Origin of the sequence: Allorhodopirellula solitaria (assembly GCF_007859855.1) — a bacterium.
Taxonomy (GTDB): Bacteria; Planctomycetota; Planctomycetia; order Pirellulales; family Pirellulaceae; genus Rhodopirellula; species Rhodopirellula solitaria.
The window spans coordinates 665,805-691,047 of the sequence record NZ_SJPK01000001.1 but is presented as its reverse complement, the minus strand read 5'-3'; the positions used below and the strand labels follow the sequence as shown (position 1 = coordinate 691,047).

The 25,243-nt window shown below is 57.7% G+C and carries 14 protein-coding genes; 12 read left to right on the top strand and 2 right to left on the bottom strand.

Features of this window, described 5'->3' with window-relative positions; all coding sequences use genetic code 11:
• Window positions 1-22: 22 nt before the first annotated feature.
• The 4 genes from CA85_RS02640 to glgB all read left to right on the top strand — a co-directional run bounded on the left by CA85_RS02640 (window position 23) and on the right by glgB (window position 6,296).
• Window positions 23-1,444: a hypothetical protein gene (locus CA85_RS02640; RefSeq protein WP_246112430.1), complete on the top strand. Its 1,422-nt coding sequence runs from the start codon at window positions 23-25 to the stop codon at window positions 1,442-1,444.
• A 5-nt stretch (window positions 1,445-1,449) separates the two neighbouring features.
• Entirely contained in the window at window positions 1,450-2,712 is a 1,263-nt protein-coding gene (locus CA85_RS02635) for a 1-acyl-sn-glycerol-3-phosphate acyltransferase (RefSeq protein ID WP_146389712.1), read from the top strand.
• A gap of 115 nt (window positions 2,713-2,827) precedes the next feature.
• Window positions 2,828-4,285, top strand: a complete 1,458-nt coding sequence (locus tag CA85_RS02630; RefSeq protein WP_246112429.1) for a cytochrome c — start codon at window positions 2,828-2,830, stop codon at window positions 4,283-4,285.
• A gap of 37 nt (window positions 4,286-4,322) precedes the next feature.
• Window positions 4,323-6,296, top strand: coding sequence for a 1,4-alpha-glucan branching protein GlgB (gene glgB / locus CA85_RS02625; RefSeq protein ID WP_146389711.1), 1,974 nt, complete (start codon window positions 4,323-4,325; stop codon window positions 6,294-6,296).
• 376 nt (window positions 6,297-6,672) lie between these two features.
• Here the strand turns inward: glgB and CA85_RS02620 are convergent, their stop codons facing one another.
• Together CA85_RS02620 and CA85_RS02615 are read right to left on the bottom strand one after the other, a co-directional pair.
• Window positions 6,673-8,028 carry a DEAD/DEAH box helicase gene (locus CA85_RS02620; RefSeq protein ID WP_146389710.1) on the bottom strand — a complete coding sequence of 452 codons (1,356 nt, stop codon included), beginning with the start codon at window positions 8,026-8,028 and terminating at the stop codon, window positions 6,673-6,675.
• A 98-nt stretch (window positions 8,029-8,126) separates the two neighbouring features.
• On the bottom strand, window positions 8,127-9,137 hold the full coding sequence (locus CA85_RS02615; protein WP_146389709.1) for an ABC transporter substrate-binding protein: 1,011 nt from the start codon (window positions 9,135-9,137) through the stop codon (window positions 8,127-8,129).
• Between the two features lie 830 nt (window positions 9,138-9,967).
• On the opposite strand from CA85_RS02615, the gene CA85_RS02610 reads away from it, so the two are divergent.
• The 8 genes from CA85_RS02610 (at window position 9,968) to CA85_RS02570 (ending at window position 25,193) form a co-directional block, all read left to right on the top strand.
• Window positions 9,968-13,741, top strand: a complete 3,774-nt coding sequence (locus CA85_RS02610; protein WP_146389708.1) for a translocation/assembly module TamB domain-containing protein — start codon at window positions 9,968-9,970, stop codon at window positions 13,739-13,741.
• Between the two features lie 189 nt (window positions 13,742-13,930).
• The gene (locus CA85_RS02605) at window positions 13,931-14,995 is read left to right on the top strand and encodes a CNNM domain-containing protein (protein WP_146389707.1); all 1,065 of its coding nucleotides are present in this window, start codon (window positions 13,931-13,933) and stop codon (window positions 14,993-14,995) included.
• Window positions 14,996-15,723: 728 nt separating this feature from the next.
• Window positions 15,724-16,959: a DUF1559 domain-containing protein gene (locus CA85_RS02600; protein ID WP_146389706.1), complete on the top strand. Its 1,236-nt coding sequence runs from the start codon at window positions 15,724-15,726 to the stop codon at window positions 16,957-16,959.
• A gap of 64 nt (window positions 16,960-17,023) precedes the next feature.
• The gene (locus CA85_RS02595; RefSeq protein ID WP_146389705.1) at window positions 17,024-17,209 is read left to right on the top strand and encodes a hypothetical protein; all 186 of its coding nucleotides are present in this window, start codon (window positions 17,024-17,026) and stop codon (window positions 17,207-17,209) included.
• A gap of 15 nt (window positions 17,210-17,224) precedes the next feature.
• On the top strand, window positions 17,225-19,000 hold the full coding sequence (locus tag CA85_RS02590) for a sulfatase-like hydrolase/transferase (RefSeq protein ID WP_246112428.1): 1,776 nt from the start codon (window positions 17,225-17,227) through the stop codon (window positions 18,998-19,000).
• 84 nt (window positions 19,001-19,084) lie between these two features.
• Complete coding sequence (locus CA85_RS02585) at window positions 19,085-21,457, top strand: glycosyl hydrolase family 95 catalytic domain-containing protein (RefSeq protein ID WP_146389704.1); 2,373 nt, start codon at window positions 19,085-19,087, stop codon at window positions 21,455-21,457.
• A gap of 1,080 nt (window positions 21,458-22,537) precedes the next feature.
• Complete coding sequence (locus CA85_RS02575; protein WP_222435387.1) at window positions 22,538-24,025, top strand: vWA domain-containing protein; 1,488 nt, start codon at window positions 22,538-22,540, stop codon at window positions 24,023-24,025.
• The gene (locus CA85_RS02570; RefSeq protein WP_146389702.1) at window positions 24,018-25,193 is read left to right on the top strand and encodes an ARPP-2 domain-containing protein; all 1,176 of its coding nucleotides are present in this window, start codon (window positions 24,018-24,020) and stop codon (window positions 25,191-25,193) included. Before CA85_RS02575 ends, CA85_RS02570 begins: the two co-directional genes overlap by 8 nt.
• Window positions 25,194-25,243 lie beyond the last annotated feature (50 nt).

Below are 25,243 nucleotides of genomic sequence, written 5' to 3'. Positions count from 1 at the left end.
CTTTCCACACTGCCGCGTTCCCATGCCGATCTCTGGCCCCCAAGCTCACCACCAGCTCATCGCAGCCTATAACCAAGCCGCCGCCAAGCTCGAGCAACTGCGTGGCCAGATGGGAGAAATTGAAAAACAACGCTACCAACTCGAGGACGATCGGGAGGATACGTTGCGGAAGTTGGCCGAGCACTATTTACCGGATCTCACACCCGAATCCGTGCAGAAAACGTGGGCGGAGATCCGTCCGCCGATGCGAGAGATCTTGCTTCGCAAAGAGGGGCGGATCCGTGAACTGCAGACGCAGCTCGCTAACGAGAACGAATTCCGTGAGAAACTTGAAGCGGGATTGCAGGATATCAACGAGCGACTCGACGCCGCAGAAAACCGTCAGGAGGAGTTGTCCGCTCAGGTGGAAACGTTTCTTGCCGAGCAACCGGAGTTTGTCGACCTATCGACGAGCGCGGGAATGGCCGAAGTCGCCTTGCAGCGTGCCCAGGATAATCTTGACGAGGTCAGCCAGGACGCCGCCCGCAAGCTGCCCGCCTTCGATGAAGACAGTCTGTTCGTGTACCTGAAGGAGCGACAATTTGGCACACCCGCATACACGCATCGCGGCTTCACACGGCGGATGGATCGATTCGTCGCCAAGCTCGTCGACTACACCCAGGCCAAGCACGACTACGACTACCTCACCAACACGCCGACGGCGATGCAGAAGATCATCGCCGAAGACAGTGCGGCGCTCGAGACGGTGATGAATGAGGTCCAGAGCGAGCGTGATCGCGCGGCAAACAAATTTGGACTGATCGACCAGATTGCTGCGGTCGAGTCGCTCGTCGTGGAACGCAAAGCGGCCGTGGATCACCTGGGGACTCAATCCGCTGAGTGTGAATCGATCCAGTCCGCGCTGACTGAGGTCGAGAGCCCCCGCTGTGAATTCTATCGCGAGGCGATCGATTTATTTCGGCAGGTGCTCGCTGGCAAGCAGTCGAGCGAACTGCGACAGGAGGCGCGGCAAACACCGGAGTTGACCGATGATCAGATTGTCGCGTCGCTGCGTGGGATCGAGAATCAAATGGATCATTCCGAACAGTCCTGCCAGCGTCACCAGGAGGACCTCGAGCAGGGTACGGAAGTCTACCGAGCATTGGGGAGGTTGATTCAGCGGTTCCGAGCCTCGGGGTTCGATCGGCAGCGAAGCCAGTTCTCGGATCGCTTCGATCTCTCCGCGGCGCTCGGTCAGGTTAGCCGTACGAGCGACGTCGATGCGCTATGGGATTCGCTCCGCCGGGCTCAGAATTGGGGGCATACGTCGAGGGGGCACGTGACCGGAGTGGCGACTAGCCCGATGACGCAGATTCTGGTCAATGCGATGGCTCACGCTGCGGCCGGCGCGATGAGTGAACACGCTCGACGAGCAGGCCAACGTAATTCGCGGCGGCGGAGATAGACACAGTGAGCGTCATCCTCTCCCGCCCCTACACCTTCGTGCCGCCGCACCGTGGCAATCTATGGCCAACGGCAATTCAGTCGCTGAGGCTGACCGATCGCCATTTGCGAAAACGCGAAAGCGTACTCGACTACGAATTGCGGCATGCCGACCGCTTGGCCGATTCCTTGAAATCAGGCCACGGCATCCTGCTGGCTCCGAATCATTGCCGCTATGCCGATCCCATTGTGCTCGGTTGGTTGGCCCGTGAAGTCAACACGCATTTGTACGCCATGGCGTCGTGGCACCTCTTCAATACCAGTTCATTCGAATCCTTCGCATTGCGGAGGATGGGCGCGTTCAGTATCTACCGCGAAGGCAATGACCGGCAAGCGATCGAAACGGCCGTCGATATTCTAGCGACCGCGGAGCGTCCCCTCGTGCTGTTCCCCGAAGGCACGACGAACCGTACCAACGATCTGCTCAAACCATTGCTCGACGGTGTCTCGTTCGTGGCCCGGACGGCAGCAAAAAAACGATTGAAATCAGGGCAAGGAAAGGTTGTCGTGCACCCGGTCGCGATCAAATATTTGTGCATCGGCGATGCCTGGCAGTGGGCTGACGAACAACTCCGGGAGCTCGAAAAGGCATTGAGCTGGCGGGCTGCGCCGGCGACGCGTGATTCCGCCGAGCTGATGCCGCGGTTGCTGCGCGTCTCCGAGGCCTACTTGGCGTTGAAAGAGATCGAACACGTCGGGCAGGCTTCCGCGGGTGATCTCCGGCCCCGACGCGACGCCCTGATCGAGTCTTTATTGGGGCGTTGCGAGCGGCGATACGGGCTCGTTCGAAAACCTGAAGAGAGCGTGCGTGAACGCGTTCGCAAGGTGCGGGCTGCGGTTGCGTCGGCTTATTTTTCGGGTGATCGCGCGACGGGCGAACTGCCCCAACGCGATCCAGCACCTTTTTCGCAGGATGCCGAAGCAGCGGATTTGGCTCAGTTCCTACTCGCGTTTCCCGATGAATATTTGATGCCTGGCCAGGTCACCGACACCCGGGTGGTGGAGACGATCCAGCGGATTCAGGAGGCCATTTATGGCAAGGCCTGTGAATCGATGCCGACCAAGGCGGTTATCGAAGTAGACTCGGCAATCGAAGTTTCGCCGCAACGGGGCCCACGGGGCGAACCCGATCCGCTACTCTGCCAACTCGACGAGAGATTGCGTACAATGTTGAAAGCGTTATCGAGTGAAGCACGCGATTTTGAGCAAGGGTCAGCACCTGTTCAGTAGCTTCGCGGCTCGAAATGTCGTTCGGACGCCTGCGACGGCGATGCGAGAAACTGAAAACGTCTCGACAGTTCCTTACTCCAATTGATTTCCCCACTGCTAGAATGCAGGACAGACCATGCTTTTTTCCACTCTCGCCCACCGTGTTCTCTCCACACCGATTCGCTCGGCTGCGGCTCAGTCGAGACCTGCCGATCGAGATGATCAGTCGTTCGGCCGCCGGGTGTGGGCGAACGTGCAGTCGTCCTTCGGGTTTCCTGCTGCGGCCGGTGGTCTCTCGCTAGCGATGTGCCTGTTCGCCGGTTGCCATCGTGAACCGCCTCCGCTCGAGTTTGAGCCGAATTTGGTGCATGCGATGAAGTACCAAATGAAGGAAGGCATCCCGATGGAACAGGCCGGTGAGGATGCGTTTTGGGTTGTCACCAAAATGTTTGGGACGCCTGAGAATCCGAAACTACCGACGATCGTTACCGAGGACGAAGAGTTCGCGTCCTTGCTCTCGCAAGAAAACCTCGTTCGCGCATCGGGGCGCATCGGCCAAGAGGGACGTGGCCTCTATCAAACGCACTGCGTGACCTGCCATGGGACCACGGGCAACGGTCGCGGTGAGCTTTCCTCGACGATGTCGCCCTACCCACGCGATTACCGTAAAGGCGTCTTCAAGTACAAATCGACGTCCCGCGGCGCCAAACCGACTCGAGAGGACCTGACCGGGCTGATCAAGAACGGTATCGATGGGACCCGCATGGTGGCGATCCCGAATATCAGTGATGAAGAGGTGCAGTCGCTCGTGGACTATGTCATCTATTTGTCCTGGCGGGGTGAACTTGAGCGGCAGTTGATCGATGACGCGGTATACGAACTGGATTTGGAAGCGGGCGACCGCATCATTGACCCCGCGGCTCAAGACGGGACCGGCGAAGCCAAAGAGATCTATGATGAATCTTGGGAGCTCGCCGAAGACTTCGCACTCGATATCGGTGAGGGTTGGCTCGAAGCACCCGACGAGGTCGTTGAGATTCCCGACCCGCCAGAAGACTTTGTCGTCCCCAATTCGCACGAAGAGTTTGTCGCTGCCATGCAGGACGATCGGGCAGAGACCCTAGCGGCGTCGGTAGAACGCGGTGGCAATCTGTTCCGGGGTAAGATCGCTTCATGCAGCAAGTGCCACGGTGAACAGGGCCGCGGTGACGGCCAGAACACCGACTACGACGACTGGACGAAAGAATGGACTCTCGGTATCGGGATCAAACCAGAGAATCGCGAGGAGCTCATTAAACTGCTCGCCCGTGGTGCCCTGCCCCCGATCAATGCAACGCCTCGCAACTTTGAACTCGGAGCCTTCCATGGCGGATCGACTGCCAAAGATCTCTATATGCGGATCATCGAGGGGATCGAGGGCACGCCGATGCCTGCGGTGACATTCGTTCCCGATGAATTTGAGGAAGATGACGTTTGGCACCTCATCAACTTCATTCGCTCGCTGCAGAAGGCCCCCGAAGGGCAGGAGGCAGACGAGAATGTCTCCGAAGACGAAGTTTCCGAGGGACAAGCCCCCGAAAAGCAAACTGCTTGAGATTCTCGAGCCTATTACTCTAACGGTAACCCGCGCGATGAAATCACCCGACTCCCGAGCATCGAATTCTCAATCCAAAACCGAGAAAACGGCGGAGGCCCGAGCGGAGACAACTCCGGCCGAAGCAGGTCACCGACGTCAGGCTCAATCGCCGAGGACTGTCTCGGAATCGCAGCCACGTAGCGAACGCTACGATTGGTTGGGCGCTCATCTCGAGTCGCGTGACGGCACCGCAGGAACACGCTTTGCGGTTTGGGCACCCAACGCAACCGAAGTCAGTGTCCTGACCGATGGAAATGGCTGGCAGCCCGGACGCGATGTGCTGCATGGCAGCGATTCAGGTGTTTGGAGCGGTTTCATCAGCGGTGCGGGTGAGGGCACGCGCTATAAGTACGCGATCAAAACGAAATCGGGCGAGGTTCTTGATAAAGCTGACCCGTTTGCATTTTCTGCTGAGCATCCACCGGCAACCGCATCGATCATTCACGGCTTGGATCAGTACCAATGGAATGACAGCGATTGGATGAATCGCCGCGGTCAAGTCAATTGGCTGCAGCAGCCGGTCTCTGTTTACGAAGTGCAGCTCTCCTCATGGAAGCGACCTTGGGACGGTCGTCGCTATCACACCTATCGCGAACTCGCCACGATGCTCGTCGACTACGTCAAGGAGCTTGGCTACACGCATATTGAGTTGATGCCGATCACGGAGTTCCCGTTTGACGGATCGTGGGGCTACCAGGTCACGAGTTTCTTTGCCCCGACGAGTCGCTTTGGCGGCCCGGATGAGTTCCGCTACTTTGTCGATCACTGCCACCGCAACGGCATCGGCGTGATCGTTGATTGGGTTCCCGCACACTACCCAGCGGACGATCACGGGCTGGCCCATTTCGACGGCACGGGGTTGTACGAACACAGCGATCCACGCCAGGGATTCCATCCGGATTGGAACACTCATATTTTCAATTACGGTCGCCAGGAAGTTCGTGACTTCCTGCATGCGAGCGCTCGTTTTTGGTGCCAGGAGTACCATATCGATGGGCTCCGCGTCGACGCGGTCGCATCGATGTTGTACCTGGACTATTCGCGCGAGGAGGGTGAGTGGGTCCCGAACCAGTTCGGTGGCAATGAGAATCTCGAGGCGATCGAATTCCTGAAGCAGTTCAACACGCATTTGCACGCGGACTTTCCGGGTGTGTTAACCATCGCCGAGGAATCCACTTCCTTTGGCGGTGTCTCGCGGCCGGTCTACACCGGCGGTCTGGGATTCGGGATGAAGTGGGACATGGGTTGGATGCACGACACGCTCGAGTATGTCAAACGCGATCCAATCTACCGCAAGTATCACCAGGATGAACTCTCGTTCCGCTCCGTTTATCAGTTCACCGAGAACTTCATGCTGCCACTTTCGCATGACGAGGTGGTCCACGGGAAAGGCTCGTTGCTGTCGAGAATGCCAGGTGACCAGTGGCAGAAGTTTGCTAACCTGCGGCTGCTCTATGGCTACCAGTACGCATCACCGGGCAAGAAGCTTCTGTTCATGGGCTGCGAATTTGGCCAGTCCTCGGAATGGAACGCCGAGAGCCAACTGGATTGGTCGTTGTTGCAGTTCGATGTTCACGACGGGGTGAAGCGTTTCATCGGCGACCTCAATCGAATCTACAAAGATTATCCAGCCCTGCATGAGTTGGACTGTGAAGAAGCCGGGTTCTCGTGGATCGCGGCGGACGATGCGGACAAAAGCATCTTTACGTTCTGTCGATTTGCCAGTGACGGGAGCGCGGTCGTCATTGTGCTCAATTTCACGCCCGCCCCGCATGTGGGGTACCGAATCGGGGTGCCGCAAGCCGGATCGTACACCGAGATCCTTAACAGTGACTCGGAACTCTATGGTGGCAGCAACGTCCGCAACCTTGGCAAGATTGCCAGCGAAGATGTCGCCGCTCACGGCCGCGAACAAAGCCTGCAGCTGAACATCCCACCGCTGGCCGTCGTGATGTTGGCGGTTACTTAGCAACACACGCTGATTAAGTGTCGGTTTAAGTAGTGCACGAGTCGACGAGCTGTTGATTACCCACGAGTCTTCGTACGCCGAAGGCGTTTTAGAAAATAGCCGGTGGTTTGAGCGCAAGCGAACACCACCGGATACGACGCGAAACGCAAGAGCCAACCCCGAATGGGGTTGAAGATCATGAATGACGAGGTCTGCGACCCACTTCGGGGTCGACGTTCCACGACTAACGAATCACCGTAGGTGGCGCTGCGCTGACCTGCGGCTATTCTCTCTAATCCCTAACGGGATACTTGTGGGTAATGACCAGGAGTCGACGAGTCCTGCGGCTTTGGGCTCGTCGCCTCGTCCACTGCGACAGAAATTGATCGTGCGTTGCTTAGCGTCGTCGTTTCTTCTTACGCGTCATCGGATTGAGACTGCGCCGCACTTCGACGACAGGTTCTTCTGGTTCAGGTTGTTGCTCGGCAGCGGTCGGAGGCGGCTCGAAGCCATCGAGTGAATCGCGAATCAGTTCTTTGTTGATCCGCCGCTCGATGCTGGTCAGCATTTCGCCTTCGCCGGGGACGACAAAGGTAAACGCGATCCCGTCGCGGCCCATTCGTCCGGTGCGGCCGACGCGGTGCACGTAGTCATCGCAATCTTGAGGGACATCGAAATTAACGATGTGCGAAATGGTTGTGATGTCGATACCACGTCCCACGACGTCGGTTGCGATCAGCAGTTTAAGTTTACGGTCGCGGAGGCTTTGCAGCACGCGGTCACGCTCTCGCTGTTGCAGGTCACCGTGAATGCAAGCACAGGCGCCGTGGTAGATCCGAGACAATTGCCGGCTCAATCGGTCCGTGCCGCGTTTGGTGCGACAGAACACGATCGCTTGCTCGGGATCTTCGCGTTCGAGCAATTGTTCAAGCAATTCGACTTTGCGGTTGTTCTCAACAGTAAAGTACCGCTGTTCGATCGTATCGACAGCCATCTCGTTCTGGCAGCAGTCGATCACTGTCGGATCGGACATGTAGCTTTCTGCGAGTCGGCGAACGACGGGTGGCAGGGTTGCTGAGAGCAGCAGGGTTTGACGATTACGCGGGCACTTGCGCATGATTCGTTCGATCTGCGGCCGGAATCCGATATCGAGCATCCGGTCGGCTTCATCGAGGACCACGCACCAGGCCTTGTCGAGCCGCAGTGTGCCGCGTTGCAGGTGGTCGTGAACGCGGCCGGGCGTACCGACGACGATCTGAACACCGTTCTCGAGTTGTCGCAGTTGGCGGTTCATGTTCTTGCCACCCGAGAGCACGGCGATCTCGGTGGGCACGCCGTGAGCCAATCTCGCCGTTTCACTGGCGACCTGGTCGGCGAGTTCACGCGTGGGCACGATGATGATCGCTTGCGGGTCGCGGCAATCTTCCAGCGAATCGAGCTGCTCGAGAATGGGGATGGCGAATGCTGCGGTTTTTCCCGTTCCCGTTCGGGCTTGGCCGATCACATCGCAGCCGTCGAGGGCGTAGGGGATCAACGCGGCTTGGATCGGTGACGGTTTGGTGAATCCGGCCTCGGCGACCGCTTCTCGCATGACCGGCGAGAGGTCCAACTCATCAAAGGATTCGGTTTCGGGCGGCAAAACGACAGGCCCGACCGACTCTAGAAGCTCGATGGCATCGTCGTTGTCTTCGAATCGCTGTGGTTTTCCACGGCGACTGTTGCGGGCGTTTCTGGGACTCTTGGTATAGCTCATCCCGAAAGTTTATCCTGTCAGTGCGGTTTGCGACACTCCCTGTGTATAGGGAAATCACGATTTGTTGCTCGCAGGCGAGCCGCCGCCGTGAGCGGACCTCAGGTCCGTGGCGGGTCGAGCAGTCGAGCGATGTTTTCCTCATCCTGATTTTCGGAAGTGGCGACGAAAATTCCCGTATCGACGAAGGGCTCGACCTGCTCGCCACGGATGGAGGCGGCGAGGGTTTTCACGGCGAGGTAGCCGATCCGGACAGGATCCTGCAATACGATTGCTGAAACGTGTCCGACCTTCATTCCCTCCCGCAGCGAATCGCTGCTATCAAAGGCGATTAATTTGACTTTCCCGGCCAGGTCACGATCCCGGATGGCTCGCAGCATGCCTTCGGCATTCGGCTCGCACGTGGTGAAGACGCCGTCGACCTCGTCGCCAAAACGATTCAGGAGCGATTGGGATTTATCGACAGCCGACTCGGTCGTCGTGCCCGCGTATTGATCGCTGCTGATGACCTCGATGTTGGGATACTTCGCGATGCCTTCGAGAAATCCTTGTTCTCGTTGATGCGTGCTCTCGCTGCCTTGTTGGTACCGTAGACAGATCACCTTGCCACCATCGTCGCCCAAGCTGTCTGCCATTGCGTCGGCTGCCATCTGGCCGCCACGAAAATTGTCCGTCGCCACATAGGAAACAAAATCTGCTGCATCGGCGTTCAATCCACTATCCATGATCACGACGGGCACGCCCGCTCGGCCGGCTTCCTCGACCGGTCGTACCAACGCATCGGCGTCCAGCGGTGCCAAGCAAATCCCATCGACGCCCGAGTTCAAGAAACTCTCAAAGACACTGATCTGCGCACTGCGATCGCTCTCTTTGGAAGGCCCTTTGAACGTGATCCGAACACCGGTTTCTTCGCCAGCCTGTTCAGCGCCACTGCGTATGGACTGCCAAAAAATATGGTTCTCTCCTTTAGGGATCACAGCGAAGTGCAGTTCGCCTTGCTCAGCCGTTGTCGGCGTCGTCTCCGCTTGGGGTGGTCGACAACCGCACACCAAAAGCAACAGTGCGAGCGAATGAATTCCGAGCGAAAGTTTCGGGAAGTTAACCAAGACCATGGGAGTGCAATCCAGACGGCGAACGAGTCGTTAAACAGTAAAAAGGTAAGTTTTAAAACGAACAGCTTACCGCATTTTTTGCTGGCAATTGTCTGGCAGCGGCCAGGAAAGAAGACAAGTTCAAAAATCTTTTTAAACTTGGCTTGACCCGCGAAAGCGATCCCGGCTAAGTTTCCCCCATCGTCGCAAGCGGGTTGTTTCGGCAAGTCGCTCGCGGCAGAAGATGTTCATAGAAAGGAACGTTTTTCGCATGGGTCACGTTGGCATGATTGCTGGCATGGCTGCGAAGAGAGTGAAGAGCATGGGGTCACGGATGGCACCATCTCATCATCGAGTTTCACTGTGTTCAGGTAGTTCGAGCGGTGCTAGCATGGATGCGATGCACTCACTCGAACATTTTTGCATCGCGGTATCAGCGACTTGCAACCCGCGAGGCTTTCAGCGATAATCGAGATCCTCAGGGAAGCCCTCTGAGGCACTCCGCAACTGCAGCGATACGCTCCGGCCTAGGCTGGCAATCGATTGCATCGTTAGCAACCATTCAGAAGCGACCACCGGCTCCCGGAACAGAAGCGCGTTGTCCTCCGCCCCCCTAGGACCTCGTACTTTCCGGGAGCTTTTTTTATGCGCTCTCGAAACGCGCTCTCGAAACTGAGCATCCTCTCTTGCGCTGGACCATCGCGTCTCGCTATAAGTGACCCTAACGGGACGGCGTTACTTGAAGTGGAAAGCTTTTGCGAAGTGGCGGTGTCCCTCCCCAAAACGCGGCCCGTGTTCGCACATGGTCACTGCGTAGAGATTCGCCACTCCCTTTTCAGCGAGACGCACGGATGCGACGCAGAGCGGTTAGCAGATACGATCTCCAGGTTCGCACGCGTAGGCAAACCGAGCAGACCACGCACCGCCGCGCCGACCGGTCTCGACGTCGCAAAAAGATTGCCCTGTGCGCGGCAATGTTCGTCGTGCTGCTGATCGCGGCAGCACCGAGTTTGGTGAGCCATTCGCCGATCGGCCGCTCGCTCATCGCCGAAAACTTGGCACAATACGGCTGGGTTGCAGAAGTCGAACGAGTCCAACTCGGCTGGGTGACGGCCCTTCATCTCACCAACCTTGAATTGACGGGAGAGCGGGCTGGCTCGACGATCGCGGTGGGCGAAGTGCAGACGACGCTGACACTGCCCGGTTTGCTATCCAGCCAGCTTGCCCGCGGCCGCTTCGGCGAGATCTTTCTGCGTGACGTCCAGGTGACCTGTGGCGTCGAGAGCGGCAGCAGCACCATCGAGAGAGACCTCACCGACCTGCTAGAACCATCGGATCCACCGCAAGAGATCCAGCCGGAAGGCTCGCTTCAAATCCAGGGTTTGCGAGTGGACGTGACCGACCTCGCCACAGTATCCACGTGGTCTCTCAAGCAGTCCAACGCGTCGATCGAGATCGATGCCGAAGCTTGGACCACAACGTGGCAGGGAGTGCTCAGCCAACCGGGCGGAGGAGAGGGCTCACTCCAAGGTGAGGCCGTTGTGAGCGGGACGCCGGGTGAAAACGCGGCAACGTCGTTGCAGATGGAAGCCGATTCTCTGCCGCTCTCTGTCCTCAGTCTGGTTGCGCGGCGGTTGCCCGACAGTAAATTGCCTGCTGAGATCACGGGAGATTTGACCGGCAGTGCGTTCGTGGACCTGCCTCCGTCGGGGTACCCTCGCGTATCGCTGCATCAAATTGAGCTGCGCGGATTGGCTGCCTATGATCCGGCGACCGAGACACGGTTGTGGAGCAACGAGCTGACATTGCTCGATGGCGAGTGGACCTGGCAGCCTGGCCGCATCGTGGCCCGGCACGTCTCGGCGAAAACAGACTTCGCGACTGTGTCGATCAATGGGACCTTCTCCGATTCAATCTCGCTCGCCGGTGCTGGATCAAATCCGCTGGCGTGGCTCGATCAAGTGGACGCGACAGCGGATGTGGCAATTGACCTGCCACGACTGCAAGCGGCGATGCCCAGCGTGCTGCCGCTTCGTCGCAGCGCGACGTTGCACCGGGGGACGATCCATGCGACGATCGAGCCGCTGCCCGACCACGATGTTGCTGCCGGCCAGGCTCGGTCGAGACGGCGTCGCTTGGTGATCCATACCGACACGATCGAAGCAACCGCGCAGGGCAAAGCGGTTGCGATTGCACCCATGGACGCGACCGCGATTGTCGCTAGCGACGCGGCCACTCTCGCGGCGGAACGCTTTGAACTCAATAGTCCATTTGCTCGGGTTGATGGTCAGGGCAGTCTCGCGTCAGGTGCCGCGGAGCTGAATGTCGATTTCGGGAAACTCGTGCAGATGCTGCAACCTCTGTTCGAACTTGACCAACAGGACTTGCAGGGTGACGTCACGACAACAGTGCGGTGGGACGCCGAGCCCGGCGGTCTGTGGAGGTTGCGGGGGAACAGTCGCATCGATCACTTGATGGTTCAATTCGATGCCGACCGCCGATTGCGACAGTCACAACTCACCTCCACGCTCGATATCGAGGGGCGCTGGTCCAGCTCGGCCGGGAGCTGGTCGCTCGATGAACTCTCACGCGGAAGTCTGCGAGTTCAATCCGATGGGGTTCAGACCGATGTCCAATTGGTGCAGGCCGTGCAGGCACCCAACCGTGAGCGGATGCTGCCGCTGCAGATTCACGCCGAGGGACGAGTCGAATCGATCCACGAGATGCTCCATCCATGGGTTCCAGATCTGCCAGCCGACATTCAAGGCGGTTTTGATACCTCGGCGAGCGTCCAAATCAATGGGGCGGGCGACGTGCTCCTGCAGAGCATGGAAGGCCAGCTCCGGGGGCTGCAAGTTCCGCTCGATGATCAGTTGATCAGTCAAGATGTTGTCAAGGTTGAGTTCCAGGGGAAAGCTCTTTGGCCTCGCCAGGAGTTGACGATTCGTGCGCTTTCGATCAACGGGGATGCGATCTCCGCAGCGGTGAAGGGGCAGTGGATCAATGACATGACCGATTTGGACGTCGTTTGGGATGTTGATCTCGACCGCCTGCAAGCCACAGCGACGCAGCGTATCGCTCGTCAGCCGCAGGAACATCATGCGGCCCACGGCGCCGGCTACGAGCATCCGCTCAGCAACCGGGAGACCGGCAGCCACATACAAACCGTTGGTTTTACTCAGAACCTGTCAACGGCGAGTGGTCCATGGAGCGTGGGAGGCAAGATCGCAGGGAACACGATCATTGTCGGTGACCGGCAAACGCTGCACTGCCAAACCCGGATCACAGGCCGTGACTTGAAGCTTCACGAGCGAGTCGCGGGGGCGAACCCTCCGCAAACTTCGCTGATATGGAGTGAGCCAGCGTTGAAGATCGAGGGCCAGTTTGAATTTCAGCCACCGGCTCAAAAGCTTGCGACCGAGTCGCTGCAGATTTCCAGCGATTGGTGCGCCGCCACCTTGGCGGGTGCTGTTTCGTGGCAGGATGCCGCCACGGACGTGCAACTGCGTGGGCCGGCGCGTTTCAAAATGGACGAGGTCGCGAGCCATCTCAGCCGTCTGAGCGGTGTCCCGATTCAGGCCGAGGGACTGCACGAAACGCAGCTGGAGTTGCTCTACGCTCAGCACGCTCCCGACGAGTACGCCTTTTCGATTCAGGGAACGCTGGGATGGGAGACCGTGGACACTGCAGGCATGCTTTTCGGGCCCAGCGAAGTTCCGTTTCGGATGACCGAGGATGTCGTGTCGATCGCCCCGAGTCGTATTCCGGTGTTGGGAGCGAGTCGACTGTCCACGCCGATGATCGGTCCCCAGGTGCCGCCGTTGACGGACACGCCTTCTCCCTCGCCGAGTGGCGAGATCCTGATTGCTGGCGATGTGCATTACCGCCCAGAGTTGTGTGTAGAGCTTCGCCCCGGGCCGATCGCTCGAGATGTGCAGCTCACCCCCGAGATGACGAGCCAATGGCTGAAGTACATGGCACCGATCGCTGCGGACGCGGCCCGAGTCGAGGGTACGTTCCACGCCGATATTGAGCACGCGGTGGTCTGGATCGACGATCCACGGCGCAGCGAGGTGCGGGGCCGATTGGATATTGAACGCGTGCAGATGAATGCCGGACCCTTGGCCGATCAAGTCATTGCAGGAGCGCGGCAGCTGCAGGCCTTGGCGGCGCTCGGGAACACCACCCAGCCACCGCAGACGGGACGGACACTGATTACCCTGCCCGCGCAGAGCGTCGAATTTCATGTTTCCCAGGGCGCTGTGACACATCGCGCCATGCTGCTCGATATCGACCGCGCACGCGTGGTGACGAGCGGGCAAGTTGATTTTGACGGACGCCTCGACTTGATCGCCCAGATTCCACTCGACGCGAAATGGCTCGGCAGCGATCTGCGTGGGCTCGCCGGGCAAACCTTGACGTTGCCAATCGACGGGACGCTCAATCGACCGAGTCTCGATTCAGACGGCATTCGCCGCGTGGCGGCCGATTTCGGAGTCAAGGCGGCTCAAGATGCAGCCGGCAACTATCTGCAGCAGCAGTTCGGTCGCGGCCAGCAACAACTCGAACAGGGGATCAATAAGGGATTGGAAAAGCTTCGCTTCGACAACCTCTTCGGTAACTGATGACGGTTTCCGCAATTGCATGTCGACTTTGATGCTGTTCGGATGTGAGCATCGCATTCGCTGCGAACCGGACTTTGCTCAAGTGCTTGATCGTATATGATCAAGCACCCTCGCCGATCGGTGGTGGCCAACGTAGACGGCGCTCAAGCCTGACTCCACACCAAGCGCGCTCCTTTTTGGAACAGCAATATGGATTATGTTCTCCTTTTTACTTACCTTTCCATTGCCATTGGTTTCTCCTTTCTCTGCTCCATTGCGGAAGCGGTATTACTATCGATCACGCCGAGTTACATCGCCGAACGCCGCAAGGATAAGTCGCAATCGGCCCAGCGAATCATTGCGTTGAAGGAGAATATCGATCGGCCGCTCGCGGCGATCCTGAGCCTCAATACGATTGCCCACACGGTCGGTGCAGCAGGAGTGGGGGCTCAAGCTGCCAATATGTTCGGCGATAAGTACGTTGGTGTCATCAGTGCGGTGTTGACGCTGCTGATACTCGTGCTCAGTGAGATCATTCCCAAGACGATCGGGGCACTGCATTGGCGAAAACTCGCTGGCGTCGTAGCGATATTTGTGCGTTGGTTGATCGTGCTGATGTTCCCGTTGGTGTGGCTCTCTGAGATTCTCACACGCTGGCTCGCCGGCAACGAGAAACAGAAACTGGTTACCCGGGCCGAGATCAGGGCGGTGGCGGAGCTGGGAACAAACGAGGGCCTGCTGAAGGAGAGCGAGTCTCGCATTATCGAAAATCTGCTGCGGCTCGAGTCGATTACCGTCGAAGATGTCATGACCCCAGCAACGGTCGTCATCTCGATGGAGCAATCCAACACACTTTCCGACGTGGTCGATGAGGTCTCGGCGCTGCCGGTCTCTCGGATTCCGCTCTATCATAATCGTCGTGACGCGGTGTCCGGATTTGCTCTGCGAAGCGATCTGCTCACAGCGGTTGCGGCAGGTGATCTCGATCGGACGCTGGAATCATTCTCCCGTGAGCTCCTTGCTGTTCATGAAGACGATAGCCTCACGAGCGTTTTCGATGCGCTTCTCGATGCCCGTGCCCACATCGCGATCGTGATGGATAAGTTTGGTGGCGTCGAAGGAATCGTCACGCTCGAAGACGTGCTGGAAACGTTGTTGGGGTTGGAGATTGTCGACGAGCAGGACGAAACCGTCGACATGCAGAAGTTGGCACGTGAGCGATGGAAGGAGCGCCTGAAGAAGCAGGGGATCCGGGCAGAGAGTGGTGACCACTGAGAGATCACCGCATCGTTAAGCAGGCGTTGCCCTGTCGATGACCCACGCGTACCCCGAACGGGATGATTTTCAACCCCATTCGGGGTTAGCACTTAAATGGCGCGTCGCATCCGGTGGTGTTCGCTTGCGCTCAAACCACCCGGCTATTATTCTTAACGCCTTCGGCGTCGAACAGCTCGTGGGCAAAGGACGGGGCGTTGCCTGGAATTATCTTGATTTCGCTGAAAAATCGCGCTCGATTTGAGAATTTCAGAAAAAAATCGGTGATGTGCGCTGCAGCGGCACCCGTTGAGAGTGTCCTCCCCCGCAGCCAGTGGCGGATCTTTCAAGTGGTGCCGTCGCAACCACTAGCTGCTCGGTAAGGGCGCCCCGACTCCATTTCGGCGTCCAGACGCGTTTTATTCGCCGTCGTCGCATTTGCCTTTTTGAAGGTGATCCATGCCCTCCCAAAATGCTATCGGACGCAAAACGTTACTGCGGCGACGCAAAACGTCATCCTAGAACAGGGATTTGTCTATTTAAACTAGATGCCTGTCATGGCACTCCGGTGGGGTGCTGTGCATGGATCTTTAGGAATCTGGTGATTAGACGGACCGTCTAATTGTTGCGAACCGGAGATGCTCGTGTCAGTTCTATGCAGAAAGTCTACGAGCGCACGGCACCGACCGCAGTTGGCGAGTCGTGAGGATTCATTCTACTTCTTTTGACTTATTTAGAGAGGCATTGAGATGAATGTTAGATCAATCAAACGTGGCTTCACGTTGGTAGAGCTACTCGTTGTGATCGCGATTATTGGAGTTTTGGTTGGGCTGCTGTTGCCTGCCGTCCAGGCAGCCCGCGAAGCAGCCCGGCGGATGAGTTGCAGTAATAATTTCAAGCAGATTGGCTTGGCGATTCACAACTATCATGCCACCTACCAGCAGCTTCCGGTGCAGGGCGGTGGAACGCAAGGCACCCATGCCGGACGGCACGAAAGTGGTCCTCGGGGTAACAACCGGCTGGAACGCTCGGCCTTGGTCGCGCTGACTCCGTTTTTTGAGCAGCAAGCGTTATGGCAGCAGATCAGCAATCCCTTTCAAACGACTGATAGCAGCGGAACGATTCGAACCTACAACCCAATGGGGCCTTGGCCTGGGATGCCACTTTCGGCTCACTTGAATTGGGGCAACTACGATCCATGGCTGACGAACATTCCGACGCTTCGTTGCCCGAGCGATCCCGGCACGGGGCTTCCTGCGACCGGACGGACGAACTATGCGATGTGCACGGGCGACTCGTGTGATACGGGGTACGGCGGTGCACTCAATCGTGCCACCGGGGCCACTCAAACCGGTGGTTCGCCTCCGATGAACTCACGCGTTCAAGCCTCACAGCGTGGAGCCTTCGTGGTCCAACTCGATTCTAAGTTTCGCGACATTCTTGACGGATTGTCCAACACAATCGTCGCTGGCGAAATTCTGACAGACTTGGGTGATCGCGATGCACGGACGCACCTCGCCGATAATGTTCCCATGAACATTCTCAACATGGGCGGCAATCTTGGTTGCCGTCAGAGTCTTGATCCGCAGCGACCCCAGTTCTGGGCTCAAGACCCTTCGCCGAACCGCTTGACGGGCAGTGGTGAAGAGCGTCGCGGTATGAAGTGGGCTTCGCTGCTTCCGATCTATTCTCAAATGGTGACGATCTTGCCACCCAACGCTGAGCTCTGCGGAAACAACTTCTACTATTCAATCGTCGTCGCCCCGCCGAGCAGTCGGCACCAGGGCGGCGTGCATGTGTTGATGGGCGATGGAGCAGTGAAATTTGTCACGGATTCCATCGAGGCTGGCAACCCTGAACGCGGTCAAGTGGGCATCCACGCCCAGCATACCGATCCCGAATCGCGGGCGGGGATTGGAAGTCCGTACGGCCTGTGGGGAGCGTTGGGAACTCGCGCGTCACGCGAAATCGTGCAGGATTTTTAACGATCCGCGCCTGACCGACCGTCGCTTCCCTTTTCAGATTTGATTACGATTGCAGGAACAAGTTATGAACATTCAATCACTGCCGCTATTGTTTTTGACCGCTTGCCTCGCTGTTTCTGGGTGCGGCTCGGACACGCCGACTGTGCCCACTGATCAAAGTGAGATGGAGGCATATCTGGAAGAGCATCCCGAGCTCGTTATTTCTGACGAAGAACTGAATTCGGAGCCAGAATCCGGTGATATCGATTGACGGTCTCAGGCGTCGGTGATTTCACTTTCTCATGACATCATCCGGAGCGACCTGTACATGTCCTTGCTGTTCACTCGACGCGACGTGCTGGCGTCGATCGCTATCTCGATCGCGTTCGTCGCTAACGCTCCGATAGGGGCGAGCGACGACGCCCCGCCGAACGTGTTGTTCCTATCGATCGACGATCTCAATGACTGGACCGGGTGTCTAGCCGGGCATCCCCAGGCGAAAACCCCAAATATTGATCGGTTGGCTGCCGGTGGAGTCCTGTTCCGCAACGCGCATTGTTCGTCGCCCTCATGCAACCCGTCACGGACAGCGGTGATGACGGGGATGCCGTGCTATCGGTCGGGGCTATACGACAACCGACAACGCATGAGAACGGTCCTCCCTGACGCGGAGTTGATCCCGCGGTACTTTTCGCGGCATGGATATTGGTCGGCAGGATCCGGCAAGATCCTGCATTACTTTATCGACCAAAACTCCTGGGACGATTACTTTCCGGATCGATCGACCGAGAACCCGTTCCCGCGGACGCTCTATCCAGAGAACCGTCCGGTTAGTCTACCGCGTGGCGGCAGCTGGCAATATGTCGAAACCGATTGGGGGCCGTTGGATGTCAGCGACGAAGAGTTCGGCGGTGACTGGTTGGTCTCGGACTGGATCGGCAAACAGCTTCGTAGGCAGCACGACAAGCCTTTTTTTCTTGCCTGCGGGATCTATCGGCCGCACGAACCCTGGTTCGTCCCGAAGAAGTATTTCGACCAGTTCCCGTTGGAGGAAATCCAACTGCCGCCCGGATATCGTGCGGACGACCTGGACGACCTACCTCCCGCGGGAAGGAAACGCGGCCCCAATCGCTACTTCGAACACATTCTTCAAGAGGACCAATGGAAGCGGGGCGTTCAGGGGTACCTCGCTTCGATCGCGTTCGCCGATGCCATGGTCGGCCGCGTTTTAGATGCGCTCGAACAAGGTCCCAATGCAGACAACACCATCGTGGTGTTATGGAGTGACCATGGATGGCACCTCGGTGAGAAACAGCACTGGCAGAAATACACCGCGTGGCGATTGTGCAGCCGAGTTCCTCTGATTATCCAAGCCCCGCGTGGAGTCCCTGGTCTTCCTCAGGGGACGACGGCCGGCCAAATCTGTGACCAGCCGGTGAGTTTGGCGAGCCTCTATTCGACGCTGACGGATATTGCTGGACTGCCGCCGAAAGAAGGTTCCACAGAACCCAGTTTGGTACCGATTTTGAAAGACCCGGAGTCCGCCTGGCCTCACGTGGCCATCACCCACCTGCAAAGGCCGAATAACTACGGCATCAGTGGCAAGCGATATCGGTATATCCATTACGATAACGGGGACGAAGAACTTTACGACATCCAAATGGATCCATACGAATGGACCAATCTAGCCGACGACCCTGCGTTCGCCGCTCAGAAGGCATCGCTGCGGGCCCGTGCGCCGCATGATTTCGCCCAATTCGTTCCTGCCGATGGGGGAACGCTACCGGCGTTGACGTGGCACACGGACATCGAGTCGCTTCCCCCCGCGATTCCAAATGACACGGAGTTGGAGATTTTCTTCCACAACAAAAGCGGTCAGCCCGTGGAAATTGTGCGGGTCGACGCTGACAAAAGCCGGCACTCGTACGGGATTCTCGAGACGGGCTGGTTCAAACCCTATACGAGCCGTAGCGGACAAGTTTGGTTGGTAAAGAGCAACAAGAACCAACTCATGGGGTACTTTCTCAGTGGCAATGAATCCGCTCAGGCAGTCATTCCCTAACCGCTCGAGACTCCCGCTGAGTCCGGCATTGCGGCAGATTGATTTCGCCAGACGTACCCATTCAACCAAAGGTTCATTGGAACGATGATTCACCGACTGCTCATTCTGCTACTCGCGTTCATCTCGGTGTCTTTGCTCTCGAGAGCCGGGGCCGATGATTTGGCTTCGCCTAAGACCCCTGTCACGGCAGACACCACACTCGAGGTGCAGCAGGAGTCGAACCCTGTGATTGACGAGGTGGACTGGGCTGAGATGCTCGCGGCACATGACATGATTTGGGAACAGCTACCACGCGGTTGGAAAGAGGCCCCGTTTTTGGGTAACGGAGAGCTGGGCACGATGATGTATCAGCTCGACCGGCGCACGTTGCGATGGGATGTGGGGTGCTCGGCCGCTCATGATCATCGCCCGTTGGAACAGGATGATCTCACCGAAAAGAATGTCACGGTGCTCAATCGCGGGCGGCACTTCATCGGGCATTTGGAGATGAAGTCTCCAGCGGTCCTGGCCGGCGGTACGGCGCGACTGGCGTTGTGGGACGCCGAAGCGACAGGGACGCTTCATTCCGCGGCGGGCAGTGCGGATTGGTCTGCTCTGGTGCATGCCACAGAGCCAGTGATGCGGTTGCAATGCAAGGCGGAGGGGGATCTTCAGGGCATGTCGTTTTCCTATGTCGCTGAGAAGGCAACCAATCCTCGTGCGATCCGCGCCAAGACCCCGCGGGTTCCCGCCAACCCGCCTGCAGTGCTCTCCGAACTCGCCGACGGGGTACAAACGGCAGTTCACCATCTGCAGGCCGGCGGCCAGACGGCTGTTGCGTGGAAACAACTCAACGTCGCCGGTGAGCAGCGGCTATGGTTGAGTGTGCAGCACAGTTTTCCCGGAGATGAGGCGTCAGCCAAGGCAATCGAGGCCGTCCGAAACGCGGTGGCTGCCGACGAAGACGCTTGGTTGCAATCCCATCGAACTTGGTGGCATGAGTACTATCCGGAAAGCTTTGTCTCGACCGGCGACCCCTTCTGGGACGCGTTTTATTGGGCCCAGCAGTACAAGATCGCATCGGCGACCCGCGACAAGGGTTGGATTCTCGATAACCAAGGTCCATGGCTGCAACCGACGGCATGGAATGCGATTTGGTGGAACCTCAACGCGCAGCTCTCGCATAGCGGATTCGCCACGGCCAACCGGCGGGCGATGGGCTCGGCGTTAAGCCATCAACTCGATATCCATCGTGACAACCTCGCGCGCAATGTCGCTCAGGAGTATCGCGCCGATTCCTATGCGATCGGTCGCAATACGTCGGGCTGGGATCTCTTGGGATACGCTGGCCAGCCTGGCACCGGCCGGCCGCCAATGGATCGATTGATCGGTCGCGAGTGTGGAAACTTGCTATGGGCACTGCACAACGTGGATCTGGAGTATCGCTACTGGCAGGACACCGAACTGCGCGACCAGGTGCTCTACCCGCTCCTCCTGCGGGCGGTGAATTACTACCGTCATTTTCTGGTCGAAAAGGACGACGGTCTATTGCACCTGCCGCAAACCTACAGCCCTGAATACAGGCTGGCCGAGGACTGCACCTACGACCTCGATCTATTGCGTTGGGGCAGCGGCCGATTGCTGGAATTGGCAGCGGAAAAAGGGCTCTCCGAGCAAGACCAACCCCTGATCGCGTCATGGACAAAGATCCAGCGAAAACTCGTGCCGAGTTACACCAATGAGACGGGGCGTATGATTGGGCGCGATGTCGCCCTTTCCGGTCCGCACCGTCATTGGTCGCATTTGCTGGCGATCTACCCACTGCGCAGCCTCACTCCCGAAACGCCTGAGGACCGCGAGATGATCACCATCAGTCTGAACCACTGGCATTCCTTCAAAGCGGGGCTGGCCGGTTACTCCGCCACCGGTGGCGCCTGCATGGCAGCGCTGCTGGGCGATGGCGATCAGGCCCTCGAGTTTCTCAATCGGTTGAAGCCCTTTCTGCATGCGAACACGTTCTATTCCGAAGCGGGCTCGCTGCCGGTTATTGAAACACCTCTGCACGGGGCCACCGCCATGCAAGAAATGCTGCTGCAGAGTTGGGGCGGCCGACTGCGTATCTTTCCTGGGGCGCCATCAGCGTGGCCTGGTATTCAATTTCACCAGCTTCGTGGGGAGGGCGCATTTCTCGTGAGCGCCCGCCGCGAACAGGGTGAAACAAAATGGGTGTTCATTGAGGCCACTGTCGGAGGCAGCGTGGAGGTGGATCCGAGCTTAGCTGCCGTAGAGTGGACGAGTTCCAAGAACGTGACTGTGAAAGAGGCCGGCGACGGCATCTATGAAGTCAATTCGCCGCCCGGCGGCTGGGTGGTGTTCTCTCCCAAAGGCGAACTCGACGCGAAGATGTCCGTCACCCCCGTGCCGGTAAATGGCCCCCCTCATCGCTTCGGAAAACCGCAGAAGAGACGTGTTCGCTGAGAGGCAGAGCTTCGTGCCGAAGGCAGATGGGGACTCTGATTGATCCAGTTAGTCAGTTACCCACCAATTCGCTCCCCCGTGTGACAAGCACACGGGGGAGCCAACTTGTGGGTAATCAACAGCTCGTCGCCTCGTCCACTACAAAAACCGAGACATATTCATCGTGTGTTGCTTACAGCCTTTCCAGCGTCGATCTGCTGGCGTTTTCAATTCTCTCGAATCAGTGACTTCGAGAGTTTGTTCTGCAGTGTGGCGAGGCGTCCCGCGTGTGTTGAGTCGATGCGGTACCATAGAACGCATCGTCACTATCACCTCCGCCGCCGCGCCCGTGAACTGCTGACAACGGACTAGCGGAACTTGCGTATCGTCGTTGCTAGAAACCGGCTATCGGGAACCGAGAATGACAAGGGTGCGCGCTGCACTATGCCGATGGTATCCACTCCGGAAAGTATGCCCGTTACATTTCAAACGAGCTAATGCACCCATCCAGCATCACTAATCGTGGCCGGTGTTCATGAATCCGTCGTGAGCGAATCCATTGTCTCATGGTCGTGCGATGGACGACTTCGAGATCGACCGATAGACGGATTCGAGTGTCAAGGATAGACAGAAGTTTGGAAGAAAGATGAAGGGCGAAGACATGGTCGCGATTGTTCGAGGAAACAGAGATGCTGGTTGTGAAGGACCTCGTGCGAAGCGCGCATCGGTTGGTGCTCGCGACGGGCGGAGCCGTCGGTCGACAATACAGCACTGCCCGCTGGAGTGCTCGGGGAGAATGAACTGAAGTGATTCCCTTTAAGCACATCAGGAACGCATTGGGGTCAGTACGCAGCGATCTCAGCTGAATTCACCCTGAACCTTTGACCGGGCGTGCGGCTCTTCGTGTGCAGGGACGCCCAATGCTAAGCAGGTCGGCTCACAAGAATTGTGTGGAATCATTTCTCCCGATGTGCTTATACTGCATACGGTTCGTCCGTGGGACTTTGGGGCAACTTCCGCATTAGCCTCTGAAGCTGAAGAGCTCGTTGTCCTATCCTATTCCCCGGGCGAACCATTTTTTGGGAGCCACGAAAGTCAGCTGTGAAGAGCGCATCTCAGATCCGAGACGAATTCTACGCGGCTCAGAAAGAGGCGAGCGAACGGGAAGATCTCGTCATGTTCATCAACGCGTGCTTCGCGGCGACTGGTCAGACCGAATACTACTCCGGTCGCGATCGCGGTCGCGTGTCAATTGACTTTCTACATAGCTACGTGCTGGCGAACTACCGCGCGGTCTATCGCCGCGTTCTGGCCGCCGGGGTCAATGATTTCAATCGAGCACGGATCGTCATGAAGCTTCTCGAGGCCGGAGCACCGAATGACGAGAATGATCGGGGCGAGGAAGGCAGACTGATCTCGGAGACGCTGCGCAGCCTTCCTGCCAATCGTGTGTTCGCGTTGTTCAACCGATTGCGAACCATGAAAATCAACAATCGTCGTAGCCGCGCGGTTGTTCGCGACTACATGAAATCGCGAGCCAATCCAGTATTCGATGCGGTGAAGTATCGGACGAAAATTCGCGTCGCGGCGCGCCATGCTCATCTGAAACTCGACGAGGAACAGGGGCAGTTTCTATTCGCACTGAAGTCACAGAAGCGGTTTCAATCGCCTCTGTTTGATTCGTTCTTGCGTGCACACTATTCCAAACAGGCGGTCTATGAGTTGCCCTACTCGGTAGCGGAAGGGTTTTCGGCGAGGCATGAAATTCCTCGGTCGGAGTTCATGCGGAAGATCCAACCGCAGATGACACATACTGAGAAGCAACGGACCCAATCGACTGCCGGGAGACTCGGCATTGACCCGCCCAGCGTCGATATGACTCGGACTCCGCTGACGAAGTTGGCGATCTATGTGATGGGGCTGTCGCTGGAGGAACGCCAGTGCCGGGCAGTCGAGTTACACGATTCGCTTCGCGTTTCGGCGGCGAGAGCCTCGCGAAAGCGCCCAGTTCAACTTGGGAAGGTTGCTGCTGTTCTCGATCGCAGCCAATCGACCTGGGGAACGCGAGAAAGGCGTCGGCGTCCTTTGGCTGTCGCAGTCGCTGTCCACTATTTGCTAGCTGCGAGTACGGATGCCTTGCGGACGTTTTGGACGCCATCACGTGTTGAACAGCCGAATTCAGCGTCGGGCAGTGACCACGTCTTTCTGATCGAAGCGGGTGGACAGACCGATTTGGCCTCCCCGCTGCTGGCCGCCATCGAGTGGCAACCCGAGAACATCGTCATCATTTCCGATGGGTACGAGAACGCACCCGTCGATGCAACGGATCAAATCATTCGCGTCTATCAGCAACGGCTCGCACGATCCCACGCAATCGCTTTCATTCACGCCAATCCTGTGTTCGATCCCGATCATTTTTCGCCCAAACCGCTCGGTCGCTCGCTGACCACGATCGGCCTCCGCGACGCCGAAGACCTGGGTGCCTCGATGGGCTTCGCCAAGTTCGCAGCTGGGGAAGCGTCCCAGGCGGAACTCGAGACCTACCTTGGGAATTTGGCTGCTCGTTTTATCGGAAATCACCATGACTGATCTCAAGCGAGTGATGAGCGGCCTACCATTGAGCGGGCTGACGCTGGCACCGCCGCAAGTGTTCGGCAGCGTTCGATTGGTGCCGCTGATTCGCACTGACAACCGCGACGACTTACGCTTGTCGCGACGTGTCTATCCCGAAGATTTCGCATTCGTCGAAGTCGATCCGAAGACAATCTACGCCAGCTACGTACCGCACGGGCTGGTGGCAAACTGGACGACCGATGGCGGAGCAGTTTTTGGATCGCAACTGGCGCGGGCAACGAAGAAGAAGGACGGCAAGTCGTACGGTCAATTTGTTACTGCTCGCGGATTGCGAAAGATGGTTCGACGCGAAGGCAAGACCCAACTTCGTTTTCTACCTTTGCACGTGGCCATGGAAGGATTGCTCGCGTTACATTTTGGTGGTCCTGATATTGCGTGGACCGAGTACTCTCACTCTGTGATGCGTTCCGGCTTGTCTCCTCGAAGCGAAGTCGTTGCGCCGGGCGAGCAGATCGCAGGCCTCGATGATGCGCTTCGATTGTTTGAAGTTCATGACAATCAAGTCGGCATGATAGTGTTTGTTGCTGAGACGCTGGCATCCGCGTTTGTCGTGCCTCATCCGGACGACTACACCAACCTGCACCGTACCTTGATTGCTGACTTCTACGGTGAGCTGATCTGGCAGCATGGTTTCTACGGCACCGAGAACGTGGTTCTACCTGATCCGATCGAGGTCGAGTCGATCAACAGCCTAGCGGATCTTCGTCGCGAGGTGGATTGCTTGCGAAGCCGGTGGGCCGAGATGAATGAGATGATGTCGCCGGCGTTGTTCGATCGTCCCTACCACAGCGAGCGTATTTATCGATTCAAGCCATTCCGTCTTGAGCGTTTTATCAGCGACCTTGATCCGACGGCGGAGAATCACCTTGGCGAAGCGATCTATGCCGATGATGGCACGTTGCAATACTTGAAAACGTACCGACTGTCATCGGCTCAAACGCGCCGAGCATACTTGTTGAGCCAGCTCGCAGGACACGATTGGAACTTGGCACAATGTGCTGATTCGCTTGGGTGCCGCAAGAATGACCTGATCCTGCGACTGGAAAATGCAGGTTTTGGATATCTGTTGCATCAGCACATTTTGGACGGGGCAAGAGCAAAGGAGCGAATGCTTCTGAGTTAGGGAAGACAGCGTGCCGCTCACCAAGTCTGTCCAGCTTTATGCCGCGTCTC

What these genes read in the sequence shown, in the direction of transcription:
- CA85_RS02640 (WP_246112430.1), top strand. Translation starts at nt 23, where the DNA reads ATGCCGATCTCTGGCCCCCAAGCTCACCACCAGCTCATCGCAGCCTAT.
- CA85_RS02630 (WP_246112429.1), top strand. Translation starts at nt 2,828, where the DNA reads ATGCTTTTTTCCACTCTCGCCCACCGTGTTCTCTCCACACCGATTCGC.
- glgB (WP_146389711.1), top strand. Translation starts at nt 4,323, where the DNA reads ATGAAATCACCCGACTCCCGAGCATCGAATTCTCAATCCAAAACCGAG.
- CA85_RS02620 (WP_146389710.1), bottom strand. Translation starts at nt 8,028, where the DNA reads ATGAGCTATACCAAGAGTCCCAGAAACGCCCGCAACAGTCGCCGTGGA.
- CA85_RS02615 (WP_146389709.1), bottom strand. Translation starts at nt 9,137, where the DNA reads ATGGTCTTGGTTAACTTCCCGAAACTTTCGCTCGGAATTCATTCGCTC.
- CA85_RS02610 (WP_146389708.1), top strand. Translation starts at nt 9,968, where the DNA reads ATGCGACGCAGAGCGGTTAGCAGATACGATCTCCAGGTTCGCACGCGT.
- CA85_RS02605 (WP_146389707.1), top strand. Translation starts at nt 13,931, where the DNA reads ATGGATTATGTTCTCCTTTTTACTTACCTTTCCATTGCCATTGGTTTC.
- CA85_RS02600 (WP_146389706.1), top strand. Translation starts at nt 15,724, where the DNA reads ATGAATGTTAGATCAATCAAACGTGGCTTCACGTTGGTAGAGCTACTC.
- CA85_RS02595 (WP_146389705.1), top strand. Translation starts at nt 17,024, where the DNA reads ATGAACATTCAATCACTGCCGCTATTGTTTTTGACCGCTTGCCTCGCT.
- CA85_RS02585 (WP_146389704.1), top strand. Translation starts at nt 19,085, where the DNA reads ATGATTCACCGACTGCTCATTCTGCTACTCGCGTTCATCTCGGTGTCT.
- CA85_RS02570 (WP_146389702.1), top strand. Translation starts at nt 24,018, where the DNA reads ATGACTGATCTCAAGCGAGTGATGAGCGGCCTACCATTGAGCGGGCTG.